Genomic DNA, 12,306 nt, shown 5'->3' on the forward strand with positions numbered 1-12,306 from the left:
TTTGTCTCACCGGGTCAATTTAGCGGATCATTAAGCCGACGCGCTTCAAAAGGAAGGGGTTCCGCAACGTCGCCCGACTCAATCCATCCGAGCTTTATGAACGACCTGGCTTACCTTGATCCTCCCATAGAAGTTCTGGCCGCCAGCCCGCGCCTGAACATGATCCTTTCGCGCCTGCGTTCCGGGCGCATGCGCCCGTTCCGCGCCGACTTCCCTATTTCGCGTGCGTCTTCTGAAGCCCTCCTCGTGGACACGAAGAGTCTGGATAGAGAGACATTGGATCACTTCATCCAGAATGCCGGGGAGACCGTTCGGCCTATCCTGGTTCTGGGCGATCCCGCCATTGCCACACACTTTTCAAACGCTGTTGTCGTCCCGCGCGATCGCGACCTGTCTGTCCTGAGAGGACGGCTGGATGCCGTGACCAGGCGAAGTGCCCGAATGTCCGAACTGCAGCTGCGCAGCAAAACGGCCGCCGCTTTCGGAGTGAATTTGCCTGCTCCGATTGTCGAAACCGTTCCAGACCTTCTGTATCTCGGGGACGGATCCTCGCGCTTCCTTGCCTTGCAGGCTGCGCTGGGCGAACGAGGGATTACGGTAACGGCCGCCTTCAGTGCGCATACCGCTGCAGACTATGTGAAACAAAGAGTCTTCGCGGCCATCCTCGTCGATATTACGCCGGAAACCAAAAGCCTGGACAAGCTCGCCAACTGGGTATCCGCCGCAGTCCAGAGCTTTGAAGATACGCCCCTCCTGGGCCTGCTCGATCCGAGTGTCGTGCCGACCCCCGCTTTTGAGTCACTAGCCAGCCATATGTCGGATGTATTCGATCACGGCACAGCCGCTCGGGACCTCGCGGCACATGTGGAAGCTCATGGCCGGCGGCATGCCCAGCGTTCAGTCGTTACACTTGGTGACGCGGCGCTGTCAGCGATATGTCATCCCGATACGGGCCTCTATTCCCAACGGTTTTTTGAGGTGCATCTGCAAAACCAGATCACTTTGTCGACAGAGCGCGGAGATCCCCTGACCCTTCTGGTCGTATGCGACCCCCAGCATGACCGCCTCACGCCCAGGGAACGTAGTCTGGTGGCCGACACCATTCTCTCTGGTGTCAGGGAGACCGATCTGCCCGCGACCATTGATCCGGACACCTTTGCCATCAGCCTGCCGGCGACCAGCTACAAAGGCGCAGTCCATATCTGCGAACGCCTGTTTAGAGGACTGGACCGGACAACACCGCACCTCGCGAGCCGGCTCGGCTGGCGGATCACCGAAAAGCGAGCCTATCATGATTCCGAGAGGCTCTTGTCGGAAGCAAGGTCGGGCGTCTACCAGAAATCCCGGATGGGCTAGGCTGGCACAAGTCCGGCAGCAGATTCGAGTTCCTTGAGGAAATTCCGGATACCCGACAAGCGCTGCTCCGGGGTTCCGCCGAGGCCGGAATGGACCAGTTTGGAGTCCGGCCGGATCCGCAATTGTGAGGGCCGACTACGCACCACGTCCAGCAGACGCGCCGGATCGAGCACCGTGTCTTCGCGGAAGGCAAACACGGCCCCCTTCTGACCAGCATCCAGTTTGGAAATGCCCAAGGTCTTGCACTGGACCTTGATAGCAGTGACTTCCAGCAATTGTTTCGTTTCCTCCGGCAACGGACCGAACCGGTCGATGAGTTCAGCGGCGAAGGATTCCCGTTCGGCTGCCGTCGAGATTTCCGACAGGCGGCGATAGAGTGACAGCCGGATGTTCAAATCCTCGACATAGGTTTCCGGGATCAGCACGGCGGCGCCAGTATTGATCTGGGGTGACCAGTCATCCGCGAATTCTTCATTGTCGCTGGCGCCGGCCTTCAGTGCGTTGACGGCGTCCTCCAGCATCGACTGGTAGAGTTCCACGCCGACTTCCTTCACATGACCTGATTGCTGGTCTCCGAGAAGATTACCTGATCCGCGCATATCAAGGTCATGGCTGGCAAGCTGGAAGCCAGCCCCGAGGGAGTCGAGCGACTGGAGAATCTTCAGGCGGCGGTCAGCCGTCTCGGTAATGACCTTGTCCCGCGGGGTGGTAAAATAGGCATAGGCACGCAGCTTCGATCGGCCCACCCGGCCGCGCAGCTGGTAAAGCTGCGCCAGGCCGAACATGTCAGCGCGGTGAATAATCAGCGTATTTGCCCGTGGAATGTCCAGGCCGCTTTCCACAATCGTGGTGGACAACAAGACATCATACTTGCCCTCGTAGAACGCAGTCATGATGTCTTCGAGCTCACCTGCAGCCATCTGTCCGTGGGCGACAATGAAGGACACTTCCGGCACATTATCGCGCAGGAAACGCTCCAGCTTGTCGAGATCCTGGATGCGTGGCGCGACAAAGAAAGCCTGCCCGCCCCGGTACTTCTCTCGCAGCAAGGCTTCGCGAAGCGTGACGGTGTCTTCTTCGGTGATATAGGTCCGCACGGACAGCCGGTCGACTGGCGGCGTCGCGATGATCGAGAGATCGCGAATTCCCGTCAGCGCCATTTGCAACGTACGCGGAATAGGTGTGGCCGACAGGGTCAGCACGTGTACATCCGCCTTCAGCTCTTTCAGGCGTTCCTTGTGCTTCACACCAAAACGCTGCTCTTCGTCCACGACCAACAGGCCAAGGCGCTTGAACTCGATTGTCTTGGTCAACAGGGCATGCGTACCGACAACGACGTCGACGCTGCCATCGGCGAGGCCGTCGCGTGTTTCGGCGGCTTCCTTTGCGCCGACGAGGCGAGACAATTGCCGCACTTTCAGCGGCCAGCCTGCAAAGCGCTCCGCAAACGTCTTGTAGTGCTGACGCGCGAGCAAAGTGGTGGGCGCGATCACGGCAACCTGTTTACCGCTCATCGCCGCGACGAAGGCGCCTCGCAGCGCCACTTCCGTCTTGCCGAAGCCCACATCACCGCAGACGAGCCGGTCCATCGGCTTGCCCGAGGCAAGATCGCCGATGACGTCCTCAATCGCATTCATCTGGTCATCGGTTTCTTCATAGGGGAACCGCGCTGCGAATTCCTCATAAAGCCCCTGCCCGGCATTCACCGCGTCGGCCCGTTTCAGCTCGCGTGCTGCCGCAATGTGCATCAGCTCTGCCGCCATTTCGAGAATGCGCTTCTTGGCTTTCGCTTTGCGGGTTTGCCATCCGGCGCCCCCGAGGCGATCCAGCTGGTTCTCGGAATCTTCAGCGCCATAGCGGCTGATCAGGTCGATGTTCTCGACGGGGAGAAAGATCGTATCCCCGCCAGCATATTCCAGATGCAGGCAGTCATGCGGCGCGCCGGTCAGGTCCAGCGTCTTCAGGCCAACATAACGCCCGACCCCATGATCGATATGCACGATCAAATCGCCGGGATTGAGCGCAGCCGCGTCGGAGATGAAGTTCGCGGTCTTCCGCTTGCGCCGCGGCCCGGCCAGACGGTCCCCAAGAATATCGGCTTCGGAGATCACCGCGATTTCGGGCGTCTCGAATCCCGACTCCAGCGGAATTTCGACCACAGTGAAATCGGTCTTCTTCGCCGCTTCCATCGAATGCACCAGCGCCAGATCGGTCAGGCCGTGATCGGCCATGACATTGATGAGGCGATCGGCCGAGCCCACGGACCAGGCCGCGAAGACAACCGGGCGGCCATCGGACTGGAGCCGTTTGGCGTGTGCGATGGCGGCTTCAAATATGTTGATGTCGGCGTGCAGGCGTTCCGGCGCAAAATCCCGCCCTGCACGTCCTTTCAGGTCAAACGCTTCGGCACTGGGCTCAGCCGGGTAGAACCGCGCGGTCGCGCGCGATGCAAGCCCCGCTTCCAGTTCCCTCGGTGTCAGGTAAAGCGCGTCCGGCGGCAACACCTTGGCCTGGCGCACATCGCCTTCCCCGGCCTCAAGCCGGGCAGCGTGATAGTCTTCCGCCTGTGACAGACGCTCTGCCGCCGCTTCGCCGGCGAGATGGCCCATGCCGATCAGCGCATCAGGGCCGACATAGTCAAACAGCGTCTCCAGATGATCATGGAACAGCGGCAGCCAGCCCTCCACGCCCTGACGGCGAATGGAGGCCCGCGCCGCTTCATAGGCCGGATCACCAGAGGGCGGGCCGAATTCAGAAAGGTATTTCTCCCGGAAACGGGCCAGCACATCATCATCGAACAGGATTTCGCTGACCGGGGCAAAGGCCACGCTCTTGGCGTCCCCCGTCGAGCGCTGGGTTTCAGTGTCGAAGGTGCGCAGGGTTTCCAGCGTGTCTCCGAAGAAGTCGAGACGATACGGCTCGGGCGAGGTGGGCGGGAAGATGTCGATGATCCCGCCCCGGATCGCAAATTCCCCCTGCTCCCGCACCGTGCTGGACCGCATATAGCCGTTCACAGCGAGGTACTCTGTGAGTTCCTTCTGGTTCACGGACTGGCCAAGCGTCACCGCGAAGGAAGACCGTCGCAACACGCTGACAGGCGGAACCCGTTGGACCAGAGACGACGCTGTGGTGACGATGAGGATCGGACCCTGTTCCGGCTCATATCGCGAGAGTCTCGCCAGTGCAGCACACCGTCGAGCCGCCACACCCGCCGTCGGGCTCACCCGGTCATAAGGCAGCGTGTCCCAGCTCGGCAGGTCGACCTGCTCCAGACGCGGCGCCGCGAATTGGGCAACGCGCCGTGCTGTGGCGGCGGTCTTGTCGTCCCGCGCCACATACACGCCCGCCCCGCCCCGCGCTTCCAATGCCGTGCACATGGCGATCAGGTCGGCGCCGAACGGCGCGCCGGACAGTGCGGCAGGACCGCTGAGGGATTTCAAAAGCTCGACAGGGGTCATGGGCACTGGATAATCGGCATGATGTGGAAAGGGTGGCGGACTTAACCGCCCTGCGCGGCGTATCGGAATGCGATGAGTTGGTCCAGCACCGGGCCGCGATGAGGCTCAGGCACAGGTTTCTGGCCGATCAGCCACGCATAGACTTCCCAATCGGGAACACCGAGCAGACCTTCGAACTCGTCCAGCTGCGCTTCGCCGAACGAACCTATATGCGCATCCGCGAAAGACCCCATCAACAGGTCCATTTCCCGGAATCCGCGCCGCCATGCTCTGAATTTGAGTTTTCGGCGACGTGTTTCCATGCGGGCCTCCTGTGTCTGCCAAACCATATAGAACGCACAGCTGGAATAAACAGCGGCGATTGTGCAGCGCACCGCAGCCGCATAGTCTGTCACCGATGCGGGACGAGCGACTCTTTCCATTATTTGAGGGCCTGGACAGCTTGTCCGGTGTCGGCCCGAAGCTGAAGCCGGTGCTGGAACGCCTGACGGGGGGGGACAGCATATGGGATCTGTTGCTCCACTTGCCGGAACGCTGGGTAGATCGGCGGGTCAAGGAATACATTGATGACGCGGTGATCGGCGAAGTCGCGACCTTGCGCGGTGAGGTGCATGCCTATCACGCTCCCTATTCCGAAAGATCTCCGCACAAGATCGTTCTCTATGACGGAACAGGATTCCTGACGCTCGCTTTCTTCCGGGCGGATGGACGGTGGCTCCAAGGCCAATTCCCGATTGGCAAGGAGCGGGTTGTCTCCGGCATGGTCGAGGAATTCAATGGCGAGCGCCAGATGACGCATCCGGACCATATCGTTGATCCCGCCAAGGGGCCCATGCCGCCCGCCGTCGAACCGATCTATGGTCTTACCGCCGGGCTGACCAACAAGCGTGTGCATGGATTTGCGGTCCAGGCTCTGGACCATATTGATGATGACCTCCCCGAATGGGCCGATCCGGCCCTGATCGAGGCGAAAGGCTGGCTTGGCTTCAAGGCCGCGCTGAGCAGTCTACATGCTCCCGTCGAATATGATCCGGAATTGTTCGAGCGGTCTCGCGAGCGCCTTGCCTATGATGAGGCGTTGGCGCGCGAATCGGCCTTTGCGCTTGCACGGGCGAGCCGGGCGAAGCGCGCCGCTCCGTCTGTACCAATCAATGCCGAGGCCCATCAGGCCCTGCTGCGCGCCCTGCCCTACAAGCCCACCGGGGCCCAGACCCGCGCCTTCGATCAGATCGCGGCAGACATGTCGTCCACTTCCCCGATGCGACGTATGCTCCAGGGCGATGTTGGCGCCGGCAAGACGCTGGTCAGCGCGATGGCTGCCGTGCAAGCTGCCAGTGCGGGATTCCAGACAGCCTTCATGTCGCCCACCGAAGTGCTCGCCCGGCAGCAATACGAGACGATGGACCGGCTCCTGTCGCCGCTGGGTTATACGGTGGCGGCACTGACGGGCCGGGACAAGGCCACCACCCGCGAAAGCATCCTGATGGGATTGGCGGACGGGACAATTGACGTCGTGTCGGGCACGCAAGCCCTCTTCCAGCAATCGGTCGCCTTCCGCAATCTCGGCCTGGTCATTGTCGATGAACAGCACCGCTTTGGCGTAGCCGACCGAATGCGCCTCGCGGGCAAGGCGCTCAGCCCGCACATGCTGGTCATGAGCGCCACGCCCATCCCGCGCACATTGGCGCAAGCCGTTCATGGCGACCTCGACGTCTCCATTCTGGATGAAAAGCCTGCCGGGCGGGTCCCGGTTGAGACACGCGCCGTGCCGGACACCCGGGTCGAGGAAGTGGTTGGCGCGGTCGGCCGCGCAATCCGCCGGGGCGAACGCGCCTTCTGGGTCTGCCCGAAAGTGGATGTGGATGATGACGACTCAACGGCGGTGGGCCGCCATGCGGCCCTGAGTGAACAGCTTAAGGTGCCGGTTGGCCTTGTGCATGGCCGCCTGAAACCGGCGGAAAAGGATGCCGCACTGGAGGACTTCCGCGCCGGGCGGACAAAACTGCTGGTTGCGACCACCGTCATCGAAGTCGGGGTGGACGTCCCCGAAGCGACGATCATGGTGATTGAACGGGCCGAAGGATTTGGACTTGCCCAGCTGCACCAATTGCGCGGCCGGGTCGGGCGTGGCGATCGCCCCTCTTTCTGCATATTGCTGTACCGCCCGCCGCTCGGTGAAACCGCGCATGAGCGTCTTGATACGCTCCGTCGCACGGAGGACGGCTTTGAGATTGCCGAAGCCGATTTCAAACTGCGCGGGCCTGGCGACATGCTCGGCCTGAAACAGGCTGGTGCAACAGATTACCGAATTCTAGACCTCGCCCGCCACGCGCCCTTGCTGGAAATCGCAAAAAAAGATGCGGAGGCAATCGTCACCCGGGATCCGGAACTCGGCGGCGAACGCGGTCAGGCGCTGCGCCTTGTCCGCGAATTGCTTACGCCTCGGATTCAGGCACCGGCGTCGGAGTAGGCACCTCAGACGTATTATCTGTGTCAACGGCGGCAGCTCCATCGACTTCCTTGATTGGCAAATGCTCCGGCACAACGAGACCTGCCGACAGGATCATCTTGGCCCCCTCTTCAACGGTCATATCGAGCCGGACGACTTCAGCGGCCTCGACATACATCAGAAAGCCGGAGGTCGGGTTTGGCGTGGTGGGCACAAACACGCCGATGAAGGCTGGTCCGAGAACTGTCTTCAGCTCCCCCTTTGCCGGGCTCGACACGAAACCCAGGCACCAGGTCCCCTTCTTGGGATATTCGATCAGGACGCATTCACTGAACTGGTCGGTATTGTTGCTCGCGAAGACCTCAACGAGCTGCTTGAACGCGGAATAGACGGAGCGGACAAAGGGCACCCGGCTCAGAATGCGGTCTGCGAGACTGATGACCGAGCGGCCAATGAGGTTCGTGGCGATCCCCCCCAGAATGGTGAGAAACAGGACGAGCACGATCAGGCCGAAACCAGGCACCGCATAATTGAGGTAGGTTTCCGGCTTCAACGCAGCCGGGAGCAGCGGAACGACGCGTTTGTCGATCTCGCTGATCAGGACTTGCAGGATGAGGAATGTCACCACGACCGGCAGGGCAATGAACATGCCTGCGAAGAAACGCCCTCTCAACCAGCCGAACAGACTAAGCCGGTGCGGCTTCTCCGTGGGAAGCAGGCCGTAGTCTTTCTTATTTGATTTCGACATCAACAATTTCCTTCGGCGGGTGCGCCGGGTGACTTGGCGTTACGCCTTGGCCTGATGAGGGTTCCGCGCAATTGTGACAAGATGGGTAGACATGACGAGATTCTAAAGGGTTTACAGGCATGGGCCGGGCAATTTTACGGCGCTGACGCGACCGTTGAACGGCTGGTTCGCCTGTCAGGAGGTGCCAGTCAAGAGACGTGGAGCCTCGATGTGGAGCGTCCGGGGTGCGTAGAGGAACTGATCCTGAGGCGTGTGCCAGGCGGCGTCAGCGTCGCGAGAAATTCCGAAGCCATCGGACTGGGCACCGAAGCGAAGCTGTTGTCCTGCGCGGACGGGACGGTCCCGGCTCCGAAAGTCATCCAGGTTTTCGAGCCCGGCAGTGACATCGGCGAAGCCTTCCTGATGAACCGTATACCGGGCCAGACAATCGCGCGGAAAATCCTCCGCGATGACGATTACAGGATCGCCCGCGAAAAGCTGACACACCAGTGCGGAGCGGCATTGGCCGCCATTCACGCCATTCCGACCGCAGACCTGCCGGACCTTCCGACAAGCGGGGGGCTGGACCAACTCGAAAAGTACGAAACCATCTATCGTGCGTTCAACCTGCCCCGGCCGGTGTTCGAACTTGCCATTGCATGGCTCAAATCCAACGTCCCCAGTGCGGTACCGCCAGTCCTCGTTCATGGGGATTTTCGTCTCGGAAATCTGATCGTGGATTCCGACGGACTTGCCGCCGTTCTGGACTGGGAACTCGCCCACTTGGGTGATCCGCGAGAGGATATCGCCTGGCTCTGCGTGAATTCCTGGCGGTTTGGACACTCGCAAAACCGCGTCGGCGGCTTTGGACACCTCGATAACCTGCTGACGACTTACGAGGCCTCAGGCGGCCGTAAGTTTTCGTCGGACGAAATTGACTGGTGGGAAATTCTCGGCAGCCTGAAATGGGGCATCATGTGCATGATCATGTACGAATCCTTCCGGTCTGGCGCGGATCCTAGCGTGGAGCGGGCCGCGATCGGGCGGCGTGTCTCTGAAACCGAAATCGACCTGCTCAATTTGCTCGAACAGAGGGCCTGACCCATGCATGACGCGCCATCCCAGAAAGAGATGCTCACCGCCGTAAAAGCCTTCATCGACGACACCGCCATGCCGGCCCTGAAGGGCCATGCCGCCTTCCATGCGCGCGTCGCGTCCAATGTGCTCGCGACAGTTCTGCGGGAGCTCGAAATCCGCCCTGTCGCCGAATCGGCCGAACAGCAAAGACTGGTAGCACTCCTCGGCGCGGACGCCTCTGCGCCCGTCGCGACGGTGAATGAACAGCTCTGCAATAGGCTGAAACAGGGTGACATGGATCTGAACACACCCGGATTGCTTGCACACCTCAAAACCACCACAATTGACCAGTTGTCTGTCGACCAACCGGCCTATTCTGGCCTGCCGTCCGACTGATCTGTCTCGCGCAGACCGACACTGAAATCAGGAACCCCAGATGAAACGTTTCACTGTATTGATCGCGATTGCGGCAGTGCTCGCGATTGGCGCGGGTCCATGGGTCTGGAACACATTCATCTCCCCCCGGCCGCAACTGGAACTCGATCCGCTGAAATATGCTGAAGATTCAAGCTGGTCTGCGCTTCCTGTGGAAGAACCCAACCCGGTCTGGGTCGATGGATGGGGTGTAGACGTTTTCCTGATCAGCGAAGATTCCGCGCTGCGCGGAACCACGCAATCCGGCTTGCAGAAGCGCGAACTCCGCGGCCGCCGGCAGGCCCAATCCCTGAAAGCCTCGCTCGAATCGATTGGCGAAGTGTATTCGCCGCTCTATCGCGACAACGCGACCAATGACGATTTGACCCGCGCTTTCGAGAGCTACCTGCGCCGAGACAATAAGGGCCGCGCCCTGATCATCGCGCATGACCGGCCCATTCCCGTTTCCATTCTGGCTCGTCTTGAACAGGACGCTTCCCTGCGGGAGCGTTTCGGGGGCTTCCTGTCCATTTCGGATACGAAAGATGGCATCCCCCCGCTCGATTCGAACGAGCAGCAGGCACCAGTGGAAGAGCCACTTCCCTACTGCAATGACCGCCTCAACGAGGCGGCAAGCTGCCAGATGGTCGTCCCGGCACATCGCGAAAAAGGTCTCTGGACCCTGACAAGCGAGAGCACGCCCGGCGGCGAAATGGTCGCCAGCTTCCCGGAATGGCTAGAGGCCAATGTCGGCAAGATGGCCGAACCGCTCGGGGATTTCGAGGAGGTCGAGATTGTTGATATCCGCCGTCCTGGAGAGACAGACGAAAAACTCGAGGGCGACGGAAACTAAGCCTCAGGCTTTGTCGGCGCTGCTTTCCTGAAAGCTGGTAGTGTCAGGCATTTCTCTGTCACGGCCATCAAAGTGGGGTAGGCAGACAAATCCATGTCGTACCGCTGGGCATTATAAACCTGTGGGACAAGCGCGATCTCTGCGATGCTGGGCACGTCATCAAACAGGAAACGCTCGGCGCTCCAAGTCGCAACCTGTTGCTCCAGCGCGTCAAACCCACGCCGGATCCATTCATGATACCAGCGCTTGATCGCAGCCTCGTCGGCGCCAAAGCTGGTCCGCAATTCCTTGAGCACGGACAGATTGTTCAAGGGGTGAATGTCACAGGCGATGGTATCGGCAAAGGCACGCGCCTGCAGACGCTTCACCGGATCTGACGGCAGGATGGAAGGGCCAGGCAAAGTCTCCTCGATCCACTCCAGGATTGCCATGGATTGGCCGACCGCCTCACCATCGATCTCCACCGACGGCACCCGCATTTGTGGATTTGCCGTGCGGTATGGCTCTCCAAACTGCTCATCCGCGCCGGGCGCGATGTTTACCTGGACCGTCTCGAATTCTGCGCCTTTCAGATGGAGCGCAATGCGTACGCGGTACGACGCCGAGGATCGCCAGTAATCGTAGATGCGGATCATCAGCAAAGCCCTTCGAGATCGAGCACGTTCAACAAGGCTTCCCGCGCTTCACGGCATTCGTCGGCAAACGCTGGATCGCCGAGGTCTGACGGCGCCACCCGGTCGCGATACGTCTTCCGGATCACGTCCTGCAATTCGTCGATGGTTTCATCATCCATCAACACGCCTTGATGACAGGCGTCGATCTCGTCTTCGGTCATCACCACCCGCAGTCTCAGGCAGGCAGGCCCTCCCCCGTTCCGCATGGACTGGCGCACGTCCGCGTAGATGACTTTTCCAATAGGGCCATTGCTGTCGACCAGTCGCTCGCAATAGGCGCGCGTGGACTCGGTTTCCTCGGTCTCCGTTGGCGCAACGAGGACGAGGCGGTCCTCGCCGGGTATCTTCAGGAGCTGGGAATTGAACAGATAGGCGCGGATGGCATCTTCGATCGGTACTTCTGCGAGCGGCACCATCACCGGCTGGAACTCAAACAGCCCGGCGGAAGCCCTGCGGATTGATTCCATGGCGGCGTTCGTGTCCTCGAACGCGAGTTCATGGAAGAAGAGCGTATCAAGCGCGCCTACCGAGACAACATCATTGTGAAAGGCCCCGGCATCAATCGCCGCGCGGGACTGACGGATAAAGACGCTTCGGTCGGATTCCAGCCCATGCGCGCGTGCCACGGATTCGCTTGCCAGCCGCGTCTGCCGCGCCGGAAAACCTGTTGTGCTTTCGCCAGCCTCACGGCCGAACACAAACAGTTCGACCCCCTCTTCTCCATGAGAGCCGCAGAGCCTGACATGGTTGGCAGCACCCTCATCCGAGAAATCCGGATGCATGGGGAGTGCGCCATGAATTGCAAATTTCTCATCGTCCGCAAAGATCGATACAAGGCTTGCCGTCGTGTCCGGATGTTCCTGCGCGCGGTGTAGCATGGTCGACAGATTTGCAGTTGTCAGGTGAAGCCTGCCATCCTCAGTGTCCGCTGAGGGGGATACGGTGGCCGCATTGGCGGTCCACATGCTGGAAGCTGAATACGCTGCCTTAAGAAGGCGTGGCGCAGTCTTCGCTGCGGCTTCAATGATCTGGGCGTCACTGCCGCGAAAGCCGGCAGACACGAGGAGATCAAAGTTCGGACGCGGCAATGGCGGCAACACACCCTGAACGAGCCCATGGCCCATCAGCATCCGCATCTTTTCGAGGCCTTGCAGCGCCGCCTCGCGGGGATTGGCGATATCTCCGGAGTTTGCGGCGCTTGCAAGATTGCCGTCGGAGAGGCCGCCATAATTATGGCTGGGCCCGATCAGGCCATCAAAGTTCACCTCGTGCGCCACGCTCATAATCCTCTCGTCAAA

Annotated in this window: 10 protein-coding genes; 5 read left to right on the forward strand and 5 right to left on the reverse strand. The window is 60.6% G+C overall.

Annotation, left to right across the window (positions count from 1 at the left end; genetic code table 11):
• The first annotated feature begins 96 nt into the window (after positions 1–96).
• Entirely contained in the window at positions 97–1,356 is a 1,260-nt protein-coding gene (locus tag V7660_RS05525) for a hypothetical protein (RefSeq protein WP_335602127.1), read from the forward strand.
• Here V7660_RS05525 and mfd read toward each other — a convergent pair.
• Both mfd and V7660_RS05535 read right to left on the reverse strand, forming a co-directional pair.
• Positions 1,353–4,814, reverse strand: a complete 3,462-nt coding sequence (mfd, locus tag V7660_RS05530) for a transcription-repair coupling factor (RefSeq protein WP_335602128.1) — start codon at positions 4,812–4,814, stop codon at positions 1,353–1,355. The genes V7660_RS05525 and mfd overlap by 4 nt on opposite strands.
• 41 nt (positions 4,815–4,855) lie before the next feature.
• Positions 4,856–5,116: an FAD assembly factor SdhE gene (locus V7660_RS05535; protein WP_335602129.1), complete on the reverse strand. Its 261-nt coding sequence runs from the start codon at positions 5,114–5,116 to the stop codon at positions 4,856–4,858.
• A gap of 95 nt (positions 5,117–5,211) precedes the next feature.
• Between V7660_RS05535 and recG the strand changes: the two genes are divergently transcribed.
• Positions 5,212–7,284, forward strand: coding sequence for an ATP-dependent DNA helicase RecG (gene recG, locus V7660_RS05540; protein ID WP_335602130.1), 2,073 nt, complete (start codon positions 5,212–5,214; stop codon positions 7,282–7,284).
• On the opposite strand, the gene V7660_RS05545 is transcribed toward recG, so the two are convergent.
• Positions 7,250–8,011, reverse strand: a complete 762-nt coding sequence (locus V7660_RS05545) for a DUF502 domain-containing protein (RefSeq protein ID WP_335602131.1) — start codon at positions 8,009–8,011, stop codon at positions 7,250–7,252. The genes recG and V7660_RS05545 overlap by 35 nt on opposite strands.
• An 81-nt stretch (positions 8,012–8,092) precedes the next feature.
• Between V7660_RS05545 and V7660_RS05550 the strand changes: the two genes are divergently transcribed.
• From V7660_RS05550 to V7660_RS05560, 3 genes are read left to right on the forward strand one after another with little or no spacing between them, the layout of a single operon-like run.
• Positions 8,093–9,091, forward strand: coding sequence for a phosphotransferase family protein (locus V7660_RS05550; protein WP_335602132.1), 999 nt, complete (start codon positions 8,093–8,095; stop codon positions 9,089–9,091).
• Positions 9,092–9,094: 3 nt separating this feature from the next.
• Positions 9,095–9,463, forward strand: coding sequence for a DUF6285 domain-containing protein (locus V7660_RS05555; RefSeq protein ID WP_335602133.1), 369 nt, complete (start codon positions 9,095–9,097; stop codon positions 9,461–9,463).
• A 40-nt stretch (positions 9,464–9,503) separates the two neighbouring features.
• Positions 9,504–10,334 carry a hypothetical protein gene (locus tag V7660_RS05560; protein WP_335602134.1) on the forward strand — a complete coding sequence of 277 codons (831 nt, stop codon included), beginning with the start codon at positions 9,504–9,506 and terminating at the stop codon, positions 10,332–10,334.
• On the opposite strand, the gene maiA is transcribed toward V7660_RS05560, so the two are convergent.
• Both maiA and V7660_RS05570 read right to left on the reverse strand, forming a co-directional pair.
• A complete protein-coding gene (gene maiA, locus V7660_RS05565) occupies positions 10,331–10,969 on the reverse strand; it encodes a maleylacetoacetate isomerase (RefSeq protein ID WP_335602135.1) in 639 nt (212 codons plus the stop codon). The two genes, V7660_RS05560 and maiA, sit on opposite strands and share 4 nt — an antisense overlap.
• Positions 10,969–12,291, reverse strand: coding sequence for an N-succinylarginine dihydrolase (locus V7660_RS05570; protein WP_335602136.1), 1,323 nt, complete (start codon positions 12,289–12,291; stop codon positions 10,969–10,971). Before V7660_RS05570 ends, maiA begins: the two co-directional genes overlap by 1 nt.
• Between the last annotated feature and the right edge of the window lie 15 nt (positions 12,292–12,306).

It is taken from the genome of Hyphomonas sp. (genome assembly GCF_036964145.1).
In the GTDB taxonomy this organism is placed as follows: Bacteria; Pseudomonadota; Alphaproteobacteria; order Caulobacterales; family Hyphomonadaceae; genus Hyphomonas.